Below are 18,986 nucleotides of genomic sequence, written 5' to 3'. Positions count from 1 at the left end.
CCACGCTCACCGCGGACGCCGGCGGCCCCGTCCCGGCGACCGCCGCCCTCGCGGCCCTCGCCGGTTCCGCGGCCACCGGTCCGGGTGCCCTGGCCGCGCCGCGCAAGCTGGCGGGTCGTCGGCGCCGGGAGACGGTGGCGGTCCTGCTGTTCAGCGGGGCGCCGATCTTCGAGAGCTCGATCCCGCTGTCGGTGTTCGGGGTGGACCGCCAGGACGCCGGCGTCCCCCGTTACCGGCTGCTGGTGTGCGCGGGCGAGGACGGTCCGCTGACGACCACCGGCGGGCTGACCCTGACCGCGCCGTACGGCCTGGAGGCGCTGTCCCGCGCGGGCACCATCGTGGTCCCGGCCTGGCGGTCGATCTCCCAGCCGCCGCCGGTCGAGGCGATCGCCGCGCTGCGCAAGGCGCACCACGAGGGCGCCCGGATCATCGGCCTGTGCACCGGCGCCTTCGTGCTGGCCGCGGCGGGGCTGTTGGACGGACGTCCGGCGACCACGCACTGGATGTACGCGCCGACCCTGGCCAAGCGCTACCCGCGGGTGCACGTCGACCCGCGCGAACTCTTCGTCGACGACGGCGACGTGCTGACCTCCGCGGGCACCGCGGCCGGCATCGACCTCTGCCTGCACGTGGTGCGCAGCGACCACGGCGCGGAGGCGGCCAACGCGCTGGCGCGTCGGCTCGTGGTGCCCAACCGCCGCGGCGGCGGCGGTCAGGCCCAGTACATCGACCAGTCTTTACCTGAGGAGATCGGCAACGACCCGTTGGCCGAGGTGGTCACCTGGGCGCTGGAGAACCTCAACCAGCAGTTCGACGTCGAGGTGCTGGCGGCCCGCGCCTACATGTCCCGACGTACCTTCGACCGGCGGTTCCGGACCCTCACCGGCAGTGCCCCGTTGCAGTGGCTGATCACCCAGCGGGTGCTGCAGGCGCAGCGGTTGCTGGAGACCTCGGACCTGTCGGTGGACGACGTGGCGCGACGGTGCGGCTTCCGTTCGCCGGTGGCGCTGCGGGGGCACTTCCGGCGGCAGTTGGGGGTCTCCCCGGCCGCGTACCGGACGACCTTCCGCGCCCGCCGTCCGTCCGGTGCGAACGCGACGGTGCCGAGCCAGGGTCCGGCCGGCGAGCGCGCGCTCCAGCCCGCGGCGGCGGCCCCGTCGCCGAGTTCGGCCGCGACGACGGCGGCTCCGGGCCCGGGCGGCAACCTGCGGCAGCGGCCGCGGCCGCTGGTGCCCCCGCAACCCGGTCCGCCGAACTCCTTCGGTCAGCGCGGCGGCGCGGACCGTTCGGCCGACCCGCGCGTCGCCGCCCGGACCGCCCCCTCCGGCCACCAGTACCCGGGCCAGGGGCAGGGCCAGGCCCAGACCGGCCACCCCGGTCACCCGCAGGCGGGCCAGCAGCACGCCTACCCGCAGCAGCAGCCGAGCCATGCACAGCCGAACCACCCGCAGCAGGGCCACCCACAGCCCAGCCACGCCCAGCCGAGCCACTCGCACGCGCACGCACCCGCCGCCCCCGGTCAGCCGGTGCGGCCGAGCGCGGCGTACCCGGGAGCGGCCTATCCGGGCGGGCGGGGCGCGGTGCCGGCGGACCGTCCGGTGGAGCACGCGATCGCCGAGGAGCCGGGCGGTGAGCAGCCGAGCGCCCGCGGGCGGCGGTCGGCGCACCGTGCGGAGGGCGAACCGGAGCGCGGGGCTCGCGAGCCGGCGGAGTTCGGAACGGACGGGGCGCGTACGGTGTCGAGGTCGCGTGATCGCGCCGTAGGGTGAGGGGCGTGAATGACCGTCTGGTATGGATCGACTGTGAAATGACCGGGCTCGACCTCGATCGGGACGCCCTGATCGAGGTCGCGGCGCTGGTGACCGACTCCGAGCTGAACGTGCTCGGCGAGGGCGTGGATGTGATCATCCGTCCGCCCGCCGAGGCGTTGGAGAACATGCCCGAGGTGGTGCGCACCATGCACACCGCCTCGGGCCTGCTGGACGAGTTGGCGGACGGCCTGACCATGGCCGAGGCGCAGGAGCGGGTACTCGCCTACATCCGCGAGCACGTCCCGGAGGCCGGCAAGACGCCGCTGTGCGGCAACTCCGTGGCCACCGACCGCGGTTTCCTCTCCCGGGACATGCCGGAGCTGGAGGGGCACCTGCACTACCGGATCGTGGACGTCTCCTCGATCAAGGAGCTGGCCCGCCGCTGGTACCCGCGCGCCTACTACAACAGCCCCCAGAAGGGCGGCAGCCACCGCGCGCTGGCGGACATCCGCGAGTCGATCGCCGAACTCCGGTACTACCGCGAGGCGGTGTTCGTCCCGCAGCCCGGCCCGGACACCGAGGCCGCCCGGACGATCGCCGCCAAGTACCAGGTGCCCACGGCCTGACCAGCACTCCGGTCCGAGCGGTCTGCAAAACCCTGGCGCAAGCACCCCTTCGCATCCTGTAGAGTTCTTCCTGTCGGAGCGGGAACGCGTAAGCGGGAATGCACCGGACAGATGGTGGGCGTAGCTCAGTTGGTAGAGCACCTGGTTGTGGTCCAGGTGGCCGCGGGTTCGAGTCCCGTCGCTCACCCCATCGAAACTCAGGGCCCGATTCTCCTCGCGAGAATCGGGCCCTGAGTCGTTTCCCACCCCTGACGCCCCGTCAGGGAACCGTGTCGGTTCGGCCATGGACGCATAAGCTACCTGCCAGTAACATCGGCGGCATGACCTCTACTGCGATCGGCGAGCTGCTCACCAACACCGTCCCGATGGTGAAGACCCTGCAGCTGGAGTACCTGGAGACCACCCCGGAGCGGGCCGTGCTGCGGCTGCCCGACCTCCCGGAGTACCGCAACCACGTGGGCGGTCCGCACGCGGGCGCGATGTTCACGCTGGCCGAGTCGGCGAGCGGCGCGATCGTGCTGGCCGCGTTCGGCGACCAGCTGGGCCGCGCGGTGCCGCTGCCGACCGTCGGCGAGATCTCGTTCAAGAAGCTCGCCCGCGGCGTGGTGACCGCCACCGCGACGCTCGGCCGCCCGATCGCCGAGGTGGTCGCGGAGCTGGACGAGGGCCAGCGCCCGGAGTTCCCGGTCACCGTGGAGATCACCCGCGAGGACGGCGCGGTCACCGGCGTGCTGGAGATCGTCTGGACGCTGCGCCCCAACTCCTGACGCCCACTCAGGCCCTCGGCACGAGACCGAGGCCAACACCTCGGCCAAGCCCGCAGCCAAGCCCGAGCGCGAGCCCGAGGCCAGACCCCAACGCGAGGCCGGGCCCAAGCGCGAGGCCAGGCCCAAGCGCGAGCACGGGCCAAAGCGCGAGCACGGGCCCGAGAGCGGGCCCGTGCACAGGCCCAAGCGCGAGCCCCGGCCCGGCGGTCAGGCGGAGTCGCGGACGACCAACTCGGTCGCCAGCACCACCTGCCGCCGGGCCCGGCCGCGTTCGGTGATCTCGTCGAGCAGCAGTCGGGCCATGGTGCGGCCCATCTCCTCGATCGGCTGGCGCACGCTGGTCATCGGCGGGTCGGTGTGCCGGGCGACGATCGAGTCGTCGAAGCCGATCACCGCCACGTCGTCCGGAATTCGCCGTCCGGCGGCGCGCAAAACCTGCATGGCGCCGGCCGCCATCACGTCGGAGGCGCAGAACACCCCGTCCAGGTCGGGACGGCGGTCCAGGAGTTCGCGCATGGCGACCCGGCCGCCCTCCTCGGTGAAGTCGGCGAGGCCGACCAGCGCCTCGTCGTAGCTCCGCCCGGCCTCCTCCAGGGCGCGGCGGTAGCCGCCGAGACGGGCCTGGGCGACCTCCATGTCCAGCGGGCCGGTGAGCGTGGCCACCCGGGTGCAGCCGCGGCGCAGCAGGTGCCGGACGGCCATCCGGGCGCCGCCCGCGTTGTCGGCGTGGACGTAGCTGAGCGGTTCCAGGTCGCCGCGGCGGCCGGCCAGCACGGAGGGGATCTCCAGGCTCTCCAGCAGGGCCGGCAGCGGGTCGTCCTGGTGCACCGAGACCAGCAGCACGCCGTCGACGCGCTGGGCGGTGAGGTAGGCCGACAGACGCTCCCGCTCGCGCTGGTTGCGGACCAGTATCAGCAGCAGCTGCATGTCGGTTTCGGCCAGTTCGGCGGAGACGCCGCTGATGATGTCCGAGAAGTACGGCTCGGAGAACAGCCGGGTCTCGGCTTCCGGGACGACCAGCGCGATCGAGTCGGTGCGCGAGGTGACCAGGGTGCGGGCGGCCCGGTTGGGGACGTAACCGAGTTCCGCGATCGCGGACTGGACCGCCTCCCGGGCCTTGGTGCTGACCCGCGGCGACCCGTTGATCACCCGGGACACCGTGCCCCGGCCGACGCCGGCCAGCGCGGCGACCTCCTCCAGTGTCGGGCGCGCGGTGGCTCTGCCGCCGACGCCCGGATGGAGTGCGTCGGGGCGTTGTGCGGTCGGGCTCATCGCTACACCTCTCGGTCGTTTCAGGGCGGTACCGCCGGACCCGCCCCGGGTCCGTACGGAATGTTCATTGTGGCCGGTCCCGACGCGTTTCCGACCATCCGGGGCGACCCCGATGACGATGACGGGAGCGGAAACGCTCCGGCAACGTTTATGTCACCACGTCTTGACACTCACCCCCGAGACACAGCAACCTTCCGGCATGCCAGGTGTGGGAGCGCTCCCACACTCTAGCCAAGATTCCGCGCACCAAGCACCCCCGTGTAGCCACCCGGCCAGACCCGCCAGGAACAAAGGAGTTCGCCCCATGCGCACCACCTCCCGCCCCCGTAGAGCCGCTGTCCTCGCCACCGCGGTGCTCGCCTCCTCCGCCCTGCTGCTGACCGCCTGCTCCAGCTCGGCCAAGAGCGGCTCGGACGGTTCCTCGGCGGCGTCCGGCGCGAAGATCACCCTGAACGTCGGCGACTTCGGCACCTTCGGGTACAAGGAGGCCGGCCTGTACGACGAGTACATGGCCGCGCACCCGAACATCACGATCAAGTACGACACCGTCCAGGACGGTCAGAAGTACTGGGACGCGCTGACCACGCACCTCGCCTCGGGCAGTGGTCTGGCCGACATCCAGGCCGTCGAGGTGGGCTACATCGCGCAGGCCACCAACACCCTGGGCGACAAGTTCGTCGACCTGGGCAAGACCGAGGGCATCACCGCGGGCAACTGGCTGGACTGGAAGTCCAAGCAGGCCACCACGTCGAGCGGCTCGCTGATCGGCCTCGGCACCGACATCGGCCCGATGGCGATCTGCTACCGGACCGACCTGTTCCAGCAGGCCGGCCTGCCCACCGACCGCGCCGAGGTCGCCAAGCTGTGGCAGGGCGACTGGTCGAAGTTCGTCGACGCGGGCAAGACCTACCAGGCTGCGGCCCCGGCCGGCACCTTCTTCACCGACTCGGCCAGCGGCCTGTTCAACGCCTCGCTCTCCGCCGAGCCGCAGCAGTACTCGGACGCCAGCGGCAAGCTCGTCTACAAGGACTCGCCGGGCGTGAAGAAGGCCTGGAACATCGCGGTCTCCGCCTCCCAGGCGAAGATCAGCGCGGGCCTGCGCCAGTTCCAGGACAACTGGAACGCGGCCTTCGCCAACGCCAAGTTCGCCACCGTGGTCTGCCCGTCCTGGATGACCGGCATCATCAGCAAGTACTCCGGTGACGCCGGCAAGGGCAAGTGGGACGTCGCGGCCCCGCCGGTCGCCTCCAACTGGGGCGGCGCCTTCCTGACCGTCCCGAAGGCCGGCAAGCACACCAAGGAGGCCGCGGCCCTGGCCGCCTGGCTGACCGCTCCGGAGCAGCAGGCCAAGGTCTTCACCAAGGTCGGCAACCTGCCCTCCACCGTCGGCGGCCTGCAGCAGCCCGCCGTCCAGGGCGCCAAGCAGGAGTACTTCAACAACGCCCCGACCGGCCAGATCTTCGCCGCCACCGCGCAGGCCATCAAGCCCGCCCCGATCGGCGAGCAGGACGGCAACGTGAAGACGATCATCACCGACAACGGCATCCTCGACATCGAGGAGCACGGCACCGACCCGGCCAAGGCCTGGGCCAACGTCACCAAGCTGGTCGACGACAAGGTCGGCCACTGAGTCGGTACGGCCTGCGCCGTCACCGACCCCAACTGCCCGGCCGGGTCCGCCCACCCGGCCGGGCGCCGTTCCGCCGCCCCTCGCCACCCCCGGGAAGGAAACCCCAAGTGGCCACCACCGTCCGCCCCGAGGCGCCGCCCGCCGCCCCGCGGCGCCCCGCCTGGCGCTCCCGCCTGTACCGGTTCGACCTGAAGGCGTCCCCGTACGCCTTCATCGCCCCGTTCTTCCTCTGCTTCGCCGCCTTCGGCCTGTTCCCGCTGATCTGGACCGGCTGGCTGTCCCTGCACTACGTCGACCTGCTGAAGCCCGACGTGATGGAGTGGAAGGGCCTCGGCAACTACACCCGGCTGTGGTCCAACGACCAGTTCTGGACGGCGCTGCGCAACACCTTCACGATCGGGGTGATCTCCACCGTCCCGCAGCTGGCGATGGCGCTCGGGCTGGCGCACCTGCTCAACTTCCGGATGCGCGGGCGGGGTTTCTTCCGGGTGGCGGTGCTCGCTCCCTACGCGACGTCGATCGCCGCCGCCACGCTGGTCTTCGTGCAGCTGTTCAACCCGGACTACGGGATGATCAACTGGCTGCTGAGCTCGGTGGGCATCGACCGCACCGACTGGTACGCCGACACCTGGCCCTCGCAGATCGCCATCTCCACCATCGTCACCTGGCGGTGGACCGGCTACAACGCGCTGATCTACCTGGCCGCGATGCAGGCGGTGCCGAAGGACCTGTACGAGGCGGCCAGCCTGGACGGGGCCAACCGGTGGCAGCAGTTCACCCGGATCACCATCCCGTCGATCCGGCCGACCATCCTGTTCACCATCATCGTCTCCACCATCGGCGCCACCCAGCTGTTCGGTGAGCCGATGCTGTTCGGCGGCGGCGTCGGCGTCAGCGGCGGCTCCGCCCACCAGTTCCAGACGCTCAGCCTCTACATGTACGAACTCGGCTGGCCGAGCCGCCAGTTGGGCCGCGCGTCGGCGGTCGCCTGGACGATGCTGCTGATCCTGCTGCTGATCGGCCTGGTGCAGTACCTGATCACCCGTTACCGCAAGCGCCACGAGCTGGGAGGCTGACATGGCCGCGACCCTGTCCACCCCCTCCTCCCGTGAGGCGAAGCCGGACGCCCCGGCGGTCCGCAGCCGCCTGCTGCGCCGCGGGGCCGGCGACCACGACAAGGCCGGCCCGGTGGCCTACGTGCTGCTCGCGATCGCCGCGGTCGTCTCGCTCTTCCCGCTGTACTGGACCTTCGTGGCCGCCAGCAACACCGGCGAGCGGGTGGCCCAGTCGCCGCCGCCGCTGCTGCCCAGCGGCGAGCTGTGGACCAACGTCACCACCGCCTGGGACCAGGCCGACATGGGCACCGCGCTGCTCAACTCCACCGTGGTGGCGGGCTGCGTCGCGCTCTCCACGGTGCTGTTCTCCACGCTGGCCGGCTTCGCCTTCGCCAAGCTGCGCTTCCGCGGCCGCAACGCGCTGCTGACCCTGGTGGTGGCGACCATGACCATCCCGCCGCAGCTCAGCGTGATCCCGTTGTACCGGATCGTCACGAAGCTGGACTGGGGCAACCACCTGCAGGCCGTGATCCTGCCCTCGCTGGTGGCCGCGTTCGGCGTGTTCTTCATGCGCCAGTTCCTGTCCGAGGCGCTGCCGTTCGAGCTGATCGAGGCGGCCCGGGTGGACGGTGCGAACAGCCTGCGGATCATCTGGCACGTGGTCTTCCCGGTGGCCCGGCCCGCGATGGCGGTGCTCGGCATGCTGGTCTTCGTCCAGTCCTGGAACGACTTCTTCTGGCCCTTCGTGGTCCTCACCCAGCAGAACCCGACCGTGCAGGTGGCGCTCTCCGCGATCGGCGGCGGCAGCGGCCACGACATCAACCAGGCCGTGATCATGACCGGCGCGCTGGTGGGCACGCTGCCGCTCCTGCTGATCTTCGCTGTTCTGGGGAAGCACATAGTCGGCGGGATCACGTCCGGCGCCGTCAAGAGCTGACCCTCGAACGACCCCGGCACCGCCCGCCCTGTCCACCCTCCAGCCATGGGAGCGCTCCCGTATGACCATGACCGATCCGTCCACCGCCGCCCACTCCGCAGCGGCGGCCCCCCGGACGGCCTTCCCGCCCGGCTTCGCCTTCGGCGCGGCCACCGCCGCCTACCAGATCGAGGGCGCGGCCGCCCTGGACGGCCGGACGCCGTCCATCTGGGACGCCTTCAGCCACACCCCCGGCAAGGTGCTGAACGGCGACACCGGCGACATCGCGGTGGACCACTACCACCGCTTCCGCGAGGACGTCCGGCTGATGGCCGACCTCGGCCTCACCTCCTACCGCTTCTCGCTGTCCTGGCCCCGGATCCAGCCCACCGGCCGCGGACCGGCCGTCGAACGCGGCCTCGACTTCTACCGCAACCTGGTCGACACCCTCCTCGAACACGGCATCTCCCCCGTCGCCACGCTCTACCACTGGGACCTCCCGCAGGACCTGGAGGACGCCGGCGGCTGGCCCGTCCGCGAGACCGCCCACCGCTTCGCCGAGTACGCCGCACTCGCCGCCCGCGCCCTCGGCGACCGCGTCCCCACCTGGACCACCCTCAACGAGCCCTGGTGCAGCGCCTTCCTCGGCTACGGCTCCGGCGTCCACGCACCCGGCCGCACCAACCCCGCCGACGCCCTCAAAGCCGCCCACCACCTCAACCTCGGCCACGGCCTCGCCGTCGGCGCCCTGCGCGAACTGCTCCCCGCCGACGCCAAGATCTCCGTCTCGCTCAACCTGCACCTGGTCCGGCCGCTCACCGACACCCCCGAGGACCTCGACGCGGCCCGCCGCATCGAGGCCGTCGGCAACCGCATCTGGACCGGCCCGATGTTCGCCGGCGGCTACCCCGACGACCTCAAGAACGACACCGCCTCCATCGTCGACTGGGACGACCTGGTCCGCCCCGGCGACGAAGCCGAGATCGGCCGCCCGATCGACCTGCTCGGCCTCAACTACTACAACCCCACCGTCGTCTCCGCCCCCCGCGACGGCGCCGAGACCGCCGACGCCGCCCACAACGACGGCCACGGCAACAGCGAGCACAGCCCCTGGCCCGGCTCCGAGGACATCGTCTTCCACCTCGCCAACGACGACGTCACCGCCATGGGCTGGCCCATCGACGCCACCGGCCTGTCCGACTCGCTGATCGGCCTGCAGCGCGACTTCGGCCTGCCGCTGCTGGTCACCGAGAACGGCGCCGCCTTCGACGACCAGGTCGGCCCCGACGGCGCCGTCCACGACCCGGAGCGGATCCGCTACGTCGAGCAGCACCTCGCCGCCGTCGCCGACGCGATCGCCGCGGGGGCGGACGTACGGGGCTACTACCTGTGGTCACTCCTCGACAACTTCGAATGGGCCTACGGCTACAGCAAGCGCTTCGGCATCGTCCACGTCGACTACGACACCCAGGTCCGCACCCCCAAATCCAGCGCCCGCTGGTACGCCGAAGTCATCCGCCGCGGCGGCCTCGGCTGAGCCCGCCGGGGTGACGGAGTGTGAGCAACGGGCGTGACTGCGGGGGGTCTCGCTCGTTCTCCCTTGGTGTGCGAGCCAACCACGCGAAGCAGCCGCGACGTTCGGACACCACGCGCCGCCGCTGGGGTCGGCCCGGGGCACTGGCGGCGGGCGGCATGCTCGCCGCCCAGGTGTGGAGCCTCGGCCTCGGCGCCACCGACGCCTGCGCCGCCCCGGCCGGCACCGCTCCGGGCAGCGCCGGCTCGGCCAACACCGGTGCGGTCGGCGGCAGTTCCACCGCGCGCAGCGCCGACGCCGGTACCGCCGACGGCGACCCGGACCTGCTGGGCGATGCCGGGCGGGTGCTGGGCGGCACGACCGTCCGGGGCGCGGTGAGCGACACGGCCGCCGTCCCCGGCGCGGTGAACGGCCTCGCCGGGACGCTGCACCACGGCGCGGTCGCCCAGGTGCTCCACGAGCGGCTCGGCACCGACGAGTTGCCGCTGCCCGGCCAGCGCGCCGACGTCCCTGACGCGTTCGCCATCGCCACCGGGCTGCTGCCCTCGGTCCCGCCGCAGGCCGCCCGTCCCGGGGAACCCGCCCGGGCCTCCCGCTCCCACCCGTCCGCCGGCCGGGGCGAACCGGAGCACCTCGTCCCGACCCAGCGCGGCGGACCGACGCTCGAGCCGACGGGCTTCGCCCGCACCGGCCCCGACGCCGCCGCAGTCCGCCCCGCGACCGTCCGTGACAGCCTCCCGGACGGCTACCCGGCGCCGGCCCCGCCCCTGACGGACGCCGACCCCGACGACGCCCTGGTCACCCTCACCGCCGCCCCGGCCCGCGCCGACAGCGGCGACACCGCCCTCGCCGTCCTGATCCCGATCGCGGCGGGCATGCTGCTCACCGGCGCAGCGATGTACAAGCACCGAGGCCTCCCGGGCGGCCACTGACCCCACGCCCCACGGGGCCCACCCACCGCCCTCCTGCACGGCGGCACCTGTCCCGTCCGCCTCGGCCGAAAGCGCAGGGCGGAGGCGATGGCCGACGCCGCGCGGCGGTACCCGCATCCCTTCCCTTGGCCGAAGGTCGCGGCAGCGACGAGGCGATGCGTGGCGCTCGCCCTCCCGCACGGCGGCACTCCGCATCCCTTCGCTCAGCCGAAGCCTCGCGGCAGCGACGATGCGCGGCACCCCGGCCCCCGCTCAGCCGAAGGCTCGTGGTGGGGGCTCCGGCGACTGCGTCGCGTTGGCGTCCCGGACGGGACTTGCTCCGGCGGTGAAGTCGGCCAGCGGGCGGCCGTGTTCGAGGCGGGCCTGGGCGGCGTCACCGGCGAGGCGACGGGTGAGTTCGGTGAGCGGGAGCGGGGTGTGGGCGGCGGCGAGGATGAGGTTGCCGAAGCGCTTGCCGCGCAGCACGGCCGGGTCGGCGATCAGGCAGACCTCCGGGAAGACCGCCTGCAGGGTGGCCACCTGGCCGCGCGCGAAGGCGAGTTGGCCGCCGTCGGTGATGTTGGCGGTGTACCGGCCGCCGGGGGCGAGGACCCGCGCGGCGTGTTCGGCGAACTCGACCGTGGTGCAGTGCGCGGGGACCCGGGCCCCGGCGAAGACGTCGGCGATGACCAGGTCGGTGGAGCCGTCGGGGGTGCGTTCCAGCACGGCGCGGGCGTCGGCGCCGCGGACCTTGATCTGCCAGGTGCGGTCGAGCGGCAGCTCGGCGCGGACCAGTTCGGTGAGTGCGGTGTCGAGTTCGGCGACCTGCTGGCGGGAGCGCGGCCGGGTGGCGGCGGTGTAGCGCGCCAGGGTGAGCGCGCCGCCGCCGAGGTGCAGGGCGCTGATCGGCTGCCGTTCGGGTGCGGCGAGGTCGATCAGGTGGCCGATCCGTCGCTGGTACTCGAAGCCCAGCCAGCCGGGGTCGGCGAGGTCGACCAGGGACTGGGGGGCGCCGTCGATCAGCAGTTCCCAGGCGTGCGGGCGGTCCCGGTCGGGGCGCAGTTCGGCGGTGCCGGATCCGACGGGGGCGGTCAGCGGGCCGTCGGTGCGTGCGCGGCCGGGGACGGGGGTGGTGCGGGGTCGGCCCATGCGGACCATTATCGCCGCCGCTGACGGTGGGTGATCGGGGCTGCTCGGTGCGGGGTCGCGAGGTCCGCCCGCTGAGATGCCGCTTGCATGTCAACTTCCGGGCCGGAAAAGTTTCCTGATGGCCAGTCAGGGCGGTCAGGATGCGGCTCAGAGCGGGCCGAGGCCACCGGCGGTGAGCGTGGTGGCGGCTTCGCAGAGGGCGGAGCGCAGCACCCAGGCATCGGTGGGGCGGGCGTACGGCTGCGGGCCGGAGGGCGGCATGATCCAGCGCGGGTCGGTGGGCGGGAGCAGGTCGGCCCCGGCGGTACAGGTCGAACCGGGCAGGTGCCAGCCGAGGGCGGTGCCGGCCGGGACCAGGAAGGCGATGGCGGCGCCGGTCGTGGTCTGCTGCACGGCTCCGCAGGCGCGGCGCAGCCGGAGGATGTCGACGGTCTCCAGTCCGTGCCGGACGGGCACGGTGACGGTGTCGTACCCGGTGGTGCAGCCCGCGGCGTACCCGCTGACGTCCGGGACGGACCGCAGGGCGGGGGCGGGCGGGCGCCGGTACTGCGGTACTCCGGTGGCCATGGGGGACCTCCTGTCACCTCGGGCTGCTCGGAAACCGGGCGATTTCCCGTCACCCGACCGTGCGACGGGGAACCGGTGCGGGAGGGGGTCCGCGCGCTCGGCGTCCATGTATCAGGACAACGCGGAACCGGTCGACCAGGCCACGGCCTGCCGTACAGCAAGCCATGGCATTTCATGGCACAACCCGGCAACCACGTCCGGATTGTCCGCAATTGGGACCGCCTCCCTCTGCGACGCGCCGTGTTCGTCCGGTGACTGCCGGTACTGTCGTGGCGATGCGGCGGCCCTCCCCCAGGGGCCCGCGACCACCCCGGCACGACCTCGGAGTGCAGCATGGCAGCCACGCGATCAGGCGGGTCCCGCCCGGCGGCCGTCCCCAACCAGGCGATGCGCGAACTGCGGGGCGACCTCTCCCCCGGGGAGTTCGCCACCCTGGTCCGCCGGGCCGCCCGGGAGATCGGTGAGCACGTGTCCTGCGACCCGCGCTACGTCGGCCGGGTGGAGTCCGGGGAGATCCGCTGCCCCAACTACGCCTACGAGCGGGTGTTCCGGCACATGTGGCCGGACAGGTCGCTGGCGGACCTCGGGTTCGCGCCGCGCACGACGGTCCGCCGCCGCGCGTCGGCCGACGACCCGGCCGTCCCGGCGCACCCGCCGGACGGTACGCACCATCCTGATGAGGAGAACGACGACGTGCTTCGCCGTACGTTCCTGAGCGGCGGCCCGACCGCCCTGGCGGCGGCGCTCGGCCTGGACCGGCCGGCGTCCGCCGTGCCGCTGACCCCGCCGGAGCGCCGCCGGGTCGGCGCCGCCGAGGTGCGCGGGGTGGAGCAGGCGGTGCGGGACATCCGGTTGCTGGACGACGAGCACGGCGCGGACGCGCTGTTCGAGCTGGCCGGGCAGTCGCTGCGCAGCGCGTACGTGCTGCTCAACGACGGTGACTACGGTGCCGCGACGGAACGCCGGTTGCAGGCCGGCGCCGGTGAACTGGCCATCTCGGTGGGCTGGTTGGCCCACGACTCGAACCGGTTGACGGACGCCAGGTCGTTCTACTCGGAGGCACTGGCGACCGCGCGGATGGCCGGCGACTCCGCCCTGGAGGCGCACGTGTTCTGCAACAGCGCCTTCCTGGCCCGGGACGCCGGCCGCCCGCGGGAGGCGCTGCGGGCCGCCCAGGCCGGGCAGGCGGCAGCCCGGGGGCTGGGTTCGGACCGGCTGCTGTCGCTGCTGTCGATGCGGGAGGCCGGCGGCTGGGCGCTGCTCGGCGACCGGTCGGCCTGCGAGCGGTCGCTGACCCGGGCGTACGCGCTGTTCGACAAGGGCGAGTCGGACGCCGACCCGGAGTGGATGACCTTCTTCGGCGACGCCGAGCTGGCCGGGCTGGAGGCGCAGTGCTGGTCGGCGCTGGGCGAGTGGGACCTGGCCGGCCTGCGCGCCGAGCGGGCGGTGCGGTTGCAGGAGCCGCACTTCGTCCGCAACCGGGTGCTGTACACCGCCGAGTTGGCGCACGACCGGCTGGGCCGGGGCGACCTGGCCGGCGCCGCCGAGCAGGGGTCGGCGGCGGTGGCGCTGCTCGACCGGGTCCGCTCGGCCCGGATCCGCGGCATGCTGGCGGCCACCGCCGACCGGCTGCGCGGCCACGACGCGGTCCCGGAGGTGCGGGCGTTCCTCGGCGCGTACGACGGGGCGCTGGCCGCGGCGTAGCCTCCGGGGATCAGCCGAGCTGTTCCAGGTGGCTGTGGTCGTTCCAGACCTCCACCGCGGGCAGCCCGTACTCCCAGCTCAGCACGGAGAGCGCGGCGGTGCCGAGCTTGAGCCGCTGGCCGTACTCGGGGGGCAGGCCGAGCCACCGGGCGGTGAGGATGCGCAGCAGGTGGCCGTGGGCGAACAGCACGACCTCGCAGTCGGCGGCGTGCATGGTGGTGGTCTCGGGGTTCGGGACGCCGTGCCGGTCGTTGAGTTCGGCGAGGAACGCGTCGACCCGGGCGGCGACCTCGGACAGCTTCTCGCCGCCGGGGACGCCGTCGCGCCAGATCAGCCAGCCCGGCTGGTCGGTGGCGCGGATGTCGGTGCCGGTGCGGCCCTCGTACTGGCCGTAGTCCCACTCCAGCAGTTCGGGGCGGTCCACGGCGCGGTCGCCGAAGCCGGCCAGCTCGGCGGTCTCCCGGGCGCGGGAGAGCGGGCTGGTGTAGACGACGGCCTCGGGCAGTCCGTTCCACGGGGCGCGGGCCAGGCGTTCGCCGAGTGCGCGGGCCATCTCGCGCCCCTCGTCGGTGAGCGGGACGTCGGTGCGGCCGGTGTGCCGGCCGGTGGCCGACCAGGAGGTCTCGCCGTGGCGGACCAGCACGATGCGGGCGGGCATGGGGTTTCTCTCCTCGCGGCCGGGGTTCGACCGGTCTCGCCTTCGCGGACCGACGGGCCCATGATCCCGCACCGGCCGCGCCGCTTCGACCGGCGGGCTCCGCTTTGTCCGTGTCGGATGCGAGACTGGGCCGCACCATGAACGTCTCGCACCTGGGGCAGACCTCCCCGCCGCTGCGGCGGCTCTCCGAGCTGCGCGGCCCGGCGCCGCAACGCAGCCTTGACGCCCGTGCCCTCGCCGCGCTCGCCGCCAATCCGGGCTGTCGCCGCCGCGCGCTGCTGGACGCCGCGGGCGTCGACAAGACCGCGCTGGCCCAGCGGCTGGGCCGTCCCGCGCCGTTCGGCCAGTCGCCGTTCGCGATCCGCCGCGGCCTGCAGTTCGAGTCCCGGTTGAAGCAGGACGGCTACGCGGTGCTGCTGGAGCCGCTGCGCCGCCTGCTCGGCGTGCCGGAGGCCGAGGTGGCCTCGCTCGCGGTACCGGACCTGCTGCCGTCCGCCGCCCCGGCGGTGCGCGCCGAGCGGACGCTGGCGGCGCTGGCCGAGGCCGCGTCCGACCCGGCGGCCTGGACGCTGCTGGACCACCCGATGCTGCGCCTCGAGGTGGCGGGCAGCCCCGCCTACCTGGAGCCGGACGCGGTGGTGGTGCACGGCGGGCGGTGCACCGTGGTCGAGATCAAGTCCTTTCCGGTCCTGGACGGTTCGGCCGACCCGGCGAAGGTCGGCGCGGCCGCCCGGCAGGCCGCGGTGTACGTGCTGGCGCTCCAGGAGGCGGCCGCCCGGCTGGCCGGCCGGGAGGTGTCGGCCGACCCGTACGCGACCCAGGAGCTGCCCGGCGCACCGGAGTTGACGGTACTGCTGGTCTGCCCGCAGGACTTCTCCAACCGCCCGGTCGCGGTGCCGGTCGACGTGCGCCGCGAACTGTCCACCACCCGGCGGCAGTTGTCCCGGCTGACCCGGATCGAGGAGTTGCTGGCGGCGCTCCCCGACGGGGTCACCTTCGATCTGGCGCCGGACGACTCGGGCGCCCCGACCCGGCCGACCGGCGAACTCGCCGAGGCGGTCGCCGCGGTGCCCGCGGCGTACGGGCCGGAGTGTATCTCCACCTGCGAGTTGGGCTTCCACTGCCGCTCGCAGGCGCGCTGCTCGGGCGCGGTGGAGCAGCTCGGCCGCGGGGTGCGCGGCGAGCTGGGGTCGCTGCGCACCGTGGAGGCCGCGCTGGAGGCGGCCGCGCAGGGCGGCGCGGAGGGCCTGGAGCCGTCGCTCTTCGCCGAGTTGGGGCTGGACGAGGCGGCCGAGCGGCTGGCGTACGCGGCCCGGCTGCGGGCGGAGGCGCTGGCCGCGGGGGGCGTGCGGTGAGCCTGCTCGCCACGCTGGCCCGGCTGGAGTCGGTGCGGTCGGGGCGGGCGGAGCCGCTGGCGACCGTCCGGCACCGGCACCTGTCGGAGCGTCCGATGGTGCTGGTCCCGCTGGCGGCGGCCGGCGAGGCGGGCGCGCCGCTGGCGGTGCTGCTCGGCACCGATCCGGACGCGCCGCGCCTGCACCTGGTGCCGCAGCCGCTGAACCGCACCCAGCGCGCGGAGTTCCTGGCCGGCCTCGCGGCCGACCTGCTGCCGTACCTGGAGTCCTTCGGCGCCGAGGTGGAGTTGCTGGAGGGCTCCGAGAAGGACCCGGTCAGCGGCGAGAAGGTGCCGGTGGTCCGGGAGTTGTGCGCGGACGCGCCGCAGCTGCTGGTGCCGAACGCGGCGGGTGTGGCGCACCTGGCGCTGCTCGGCCGCTCCACGCGGTTCCGCCGCACGGTGGAGGACGCCGACCCGGGCGAGTACCCGGCGCCCACCCAGGTACCGCTGCTGGGGCGGTGGTTGACGCATCTGACCGACCGCTCCCAGGTGCCGGGCTCCTCGCTGCTGCTGCCGATGACCGGGCTGCTGGCCCGGCACTGGGCGACCGGCCAGTCCACCCTGGAGGACCAGCACCTGGCCGCCCAACTCGCCTGGCACCGCCCGCCGGTGGGCCTGGAGCCGGCGACCACCGGACCGGCCGCCGCCGAGTGGGTGGAGTCCGCACGGGACGAGGACGGCGGGCTGCTCCACCCGCCGGCCGGACCGGCGACCGATCCGCGCTTCGACGAGCGCGTCCTGGCCCCGGCGATCCTGCGCCACGACGCGGCGCTGGCCGCCTGGCAGCGCGCCCAGGACGCCGCGGACCCGGCGGAGGCCGAGCGTTCGGCCCGGCTGATCGAGCAGGCCCGCGCCCAGCTCGCGGCGGTGCTGCACGCCGCCGCGCTGCCGACCTGGCGGGACGTCTGGCAGGGCGTGGAGCTGCTGCGCACCCTGCCGCCGGCCGGGCACCTCGCGGACCGCTGGGAGGGCGACCGCTGGTCGTACACCATGCACCGGGACCGGGTGGCGGCCGGCGAACCGCCGCAGCCGCGCCGGGACGACGCGGTGACCGCGGCCCGCAAGCTGGCCCAGCGCGAGCGGGAGCAGGCCAAGTTGGAGATCCAGGAGGCGCTGGACGACCCGCTGGCGATGGCGGAGCGCCGGCTGTCCGGCGAGGCCTTCGCGGGCGAGGTCGCCGAGGTGGTCCCGGAGTGGACCGAGGGCCGCTCCCCGAAGCCGCGCCCGCTGCTGGTGGTGCGCACCGCGGACCGCCCGCACGCCGACCCGGGCCGGGAGGTGTTCCGCGCCCACGCCGAGCCCGCCCAGCGGGCGGAGATCGTCTCGTCCGCACCGGGCGAGGTGGTGGTGCGCCTGCTCTCCGGGATGGGCCGCAGGCGCGACCCCGAGCCCGGCAGCGTCCCCGAGCCCGGTACCCCCGTGGTGTTCACGCTGTTCGAGCTGGCGCCGCGGCAGTCCGCACCGCTGCCGGAGCCGGCCGACACCCCGTGGACGCACGGCGGACCTCCGCCGGCCGGGGAGGATTCACCGGCCGGTGCCGACGAGTGGGAATGATCGACGGATGACGAGCCTCGATGGAGAGCTGGTGACTGACCGTCAGGACCTGCTTCCTGAATCGGAGTTGACGCCCGGCCAGGCCGCCGACGCGGCGGTGGCGGGGATCCTGCGCGCCGTGGTGCACCCCGAGCCGGGGGCGCCGCGCGGGGTGGTGGTGGACTCCCCGCCGGGCGCGGGCAAGTCGACGCTGGTGGTCCGGGCGGCCCGCGAACTCGTCGCCGCGGGCGAGCGGTTGATGATCGTGGCGCAGACCAACAGCCAGGTGGACGACCTGGTGGACCGGCTGGCCGCCAAGGCCCCCGAGGTGTCGATCGGCCGCCTGCACGCGAGCGACTCCCGCCCGGCCCCGGAGGCGCTGCGCCACCCGAACGTCACCGCGGCGGACAAGGTCGCGGCGCTGCTGGAGCAGGACGTGGTGATCTCCACCGCGGCGAAGTGGCAGTGGGTGCGCACCGAGCAGCCGTGGCGGCACGCGATCGTCGACGAGGCGTACCAGATGCGCTCGGACGCCCTGCTGGCCGTGGCCCGCCTGTTCGAGCGCGCCCTGTTCGTCGGCGACCCCGGCCAGCTCGACCCGTTCACCGTGGTCGGCACCGACCAGTGGGCGGGCCTGTCCTACGACCCGTCGGGCTCCGCCGTGGTCACCCTGCTCGCCCACAACCCGGCGATCCGGCCGCACCGCCTCCCGGTCTCCTGGCGCCTGCCCGCCTCGGCGGCGCCGCTGATCTCCTCCGCCTTCTACCCCTACACCCCCTTCCGCTCCGGCACCGGCCCCGGCGACCGGACGCTGACCGCCGCCGTGCGGGCGGACGGCTCCGCGGTCGACGCCGCCATCGACGAGGCCGCGGCCTCCGGCTGGGCCCTGCTCGAACTCCCCGCCCGGCACACCGTCCGCACGGACGCCCAGGCCGTCGCCGCCGTCGCGCTGACCGTGCAACGGCTGCTCGCCCGCCGGCTGACGGCCCGTTCGGAGCAGGGCGCCACCCCGCTCACCCCCGGCCGGGTGGCGGTCGGCACCGCCCACCGGGACCAGGCCGCCGCGGTCCGCGCGGAACTCGCCCGGCTCGGCGTCCCCGTCGACCCCGCCGAGGGCGAGGCCGTGACGGTGGACACCGCGAACCGGTTGCAGGGCCGCGAGTACGACGTCACCGTGGTGCTCCACCCGCTCTCCGGGCGCCCCGACGCCACCGCGTTCCACCTGGAGACCGGCCGCCTCTGCGTCCTGGCCTCCCGACACCGCCACGCCTGCATCGTGGTCGCCCGCGCGGGCATCGCCGAACTCCTCGACGAACACCCCGCCACCGACCCCGTCCAACTGGGCGTCGCCGTCAAGTTCCCCGACGGCTGGGAGGCGAACCACGCGGTGCTGGCCCATCTCCACAGACACAGAGTCGCTGTCTAGGTGTATTGACCTGAAGCGTTGTTGACGCGGCTGATCGGCGGTTGGCCTCCGAGTGCGGTGTGGCTGCGATGGTAGTTGTAGGCGTGGAGGA

At 73.9% G+C, this 18,986-nt stretch carries 15 protein-coding genes, 1 tRNA gene and 1 pseudogene; 13 read left to right on the top strand and 4 right to left on the bottom strand.

Annotation, left to right across the window (positions count from 1 at the left end):
* Positions 1-89: 89 nt before the first annotated feature.
* From ACWD4U_RS31370 to ACWD4U_RS31355, 4 genes and pseudogenes are all read left to right on the top strand, one after another.
* Positions 90-1,271 (top strand): annotated as a pseudogene (locus tag ACWD4U_RS31370) (helix-turn-helix domain-containing protein); the annotation flags it as partial.
* A 503-nt stretch (positions 1,272-1,774) separates the two neighbouring features.
* Positions 1,775-2,377 (top strand): oligoribonuclease, encoded by a 603-nt coding sequence (gene orn, locus ACWD4U_RS31365; protein ID WP_363460365.1) that lies wholly within the window; start codon positions 1,775-1,777, stop codon positions 2,375-2,377.
* A 114-nt stretch (positions 2,378-2,491) separates the two neighbouring features.
* A tRNA-His gene (locus ACWD4U_RS31360) sits at positions 2,492-2,567 on the top strand.
* A 130-nt stretch (positions 2,568-2,697) separates the two neighbouring features.
* Entirely contained in the window at positions 2,698-3,144 is a 447-nt protein-coding gene (locus tag ACWD4U_RS31355; RefSeq protein WP_363460367.1) for a DUF4442 domain-containing protein, read from the top strand.
* Positions 3,145-3,351: 207 nt separating this feature from the next.
* Here the strand turns inward: ACWD4U_RS31355 and ACWD4U_RS31350 are convergent, their stop codons facing one another.
* Positions 3,352-4,416, bottom strand: a complete 1,065-nt coding sequence (locus tag ACWD4U_RS31350; protein ID WP_363460369.1) for a LacI family DNA-binding transcriptional regulator — start codon at positions 4,414-4,416, stop codon at positions 3,352-3,354.
* Positions 4,417-4,720: 304 nt separating this feature from the next.
* On the opposite strand from ACWD4U_RS31350, the gene ACWD4U_RS31345 reads away from it, so the two are divergent.
* The 5 genes from ACWD4U_RS31345 (at position 4,721) to ACWD4U_RS31325 (ending at position 10,483) form a co-directional block, all read left to right on the top strand.
* Complete coding sequence (locus ACWD4U_RS31345; protein WP_363460371.1) at positions 4,721-6,046, top strand: ABC transporter substrate-binding protein; 1,326 nt, start codon at positions 4,721-4,723, stop codon at positions 6,044-6,046.
* 107 nt (positions 6,047-6,153) lie between these two features.
* Entirely contained in the window at positions 6,154-7,122 is a 969-nt protein-coding gene (locus tag ACWD4U_RS31340; protein ID WP_363460373.1) for a carbohydrate ABC transporter permease, read from the top strand.
* 1 nt (position 7,123) lies between these two features.
* Complete coding sequence (locus ACWD4U_RS31335) at positions 7,124-8,038, top strand: carbohydrate ABC transporter permease (protein WP_363460375.1); 915 nt, start codon at positions 7,124-7,126, stop codon at positions 8,036-8,038.
* A 61-nt stretch (positions 8,039-8,099) separates the two neighbouring features.
* Complete coding sequence (locus tag ACWD4U_RS31330) at positions 8,100-9,554, top strand: GH1 family beta-glucosidase (RefSeq protein ID WP_363460377.1); 1,455 nt, start codon at positions 8,100-8,102, stop codon at positions 9,552-9,554.
* A 68-nt stretch (positions 9,555-9,622) separates the two neighbouring features.
* Positions 9,623-10,483, top strand: a complete 861-nt coding sequence (locus ACWD4U_RS31325) for a hypothetical protein (protein WP_363460379.1) — start codon at positions 9,623-9,625, stop codon at positions 10,481-10,483.
* Between the two features lie 252 nt (positions 10,484-10,735).
* Here the strand turns inward: ACWD4U_RS31325 and ACWD4U_RS31320 are convergent, their stop codons facing one another.
* Both ACWD4U_RS31320 and ACWD4U_RS31315 read right to left on the bottom strand, forming a co-directional pair.
* Complete coding sequence (locus ACWD4U_RS31320; protein WP_363460381.1) at positions 10,736-11,611, bottom strand: spermidine synthase; 876 nt, start codon at positions 11,609-11,611, stop codon at positions 10,736-10,738.
* Between the two features lie 147 nt (positions 11,612-11,758).
* Positions 11,759-12,178, bottom strand: a complete 420-nt coding sequence (locus ACWD4U_RS31315; protein WP_363460383.1) for a hypothetical protein — start codon at positions 12,176-12,178, stop codon at positions 11,759-11,761.
* A 333-nt stretch (positions 12,179-12,511) separates the two neighbouring features.
* On the opposite strand from ACWD4U_RS31315, the gene ACWD4U_RS31310 reads away from it, so the two are divergent.
* The gene (locus ACWD4U_RS31310; protein WP_363460385.1) at positions 12,512-13,882 is read left to right on the top strand and encodes a tetratricopeptide repeat protein; all 1,371 of its coding nucleotides are present in this window, start codon (positions 12,512-12,514) and stop codon (positions 13,880-13,882) included.
* A gap of 10 nt (positions 13,883-13,892) precedes the next feature.
* Here the strand turns inward: ACWD4U_RS31310 and ACWD4U_RS31305 are convergent, their stop codons facing one another.
* Positions 13,893-14,540, bottom strand: coding sequence for a histidine phosphatase family protein (locus ACWD4U_RS31305; RefSeq protein ID WP_363460387.1), 648 nt, complete (start codon positions 14,538-14,540; stop codon positions 13,893-13,895).
* 137 nt (positions 14,541-14,677) lie between these two features.
* Between ACWD4U_RS31305 and ACWD4U_RS31300 the strand changes: the two genes are divergently transcribed.
* From ACWD4U_RS31300 to ACWD4U_RS31290, 3 genes are read left to right on the top strand one after another with little or no spacing between them, the layout of a single operon-like run.
* Entirely contained in the window at positions 14,678-15,895 is a 1,218-nt protein-coding gene (locus ACWD4U_RS31300) for a hypothetical protein (RefSeq protein WP_363460391.1), read from the top strand.
* On the top strand, positions 15,892-17,490 hold the full coding sequence (locus ACWD4U_RS31295; RefSeq protein ID WP_363460389.1) for a hypothetical protein: 1,599 nt from the start codon (positions 15,892-15,894) through the stop codon (positions 17,488-17,490). Before ACWD4U_RS31300 ends, ACWD4U_RS31295 begins: the two co-directional genes overlap by 4 nt.
* 31 nt (positions 17,491-17,521) lie before the next feature.
* Positions 17,522-18,895: an AAA domain-containing protein gene (locus ACWD4U_RS31290; RefSeq protein ID WP_449787363.1), complete on the top strand. Its 1,374-nt coding sequence runs from the start codon at positions 17,522-17,524 to the stop codon at positions 18,893-18,895.
* The last annotated feature ends 91 nt before the right edge of the window (positions 18,896-18,986 follow it).

The sequence above is a fragment of the Kitasatospora sp. NPDC002522 genome (genome assembly GCF_053595195.1).
This window is presented reverse-complemented; position numbering and strand designations above follow the sequence as displayed.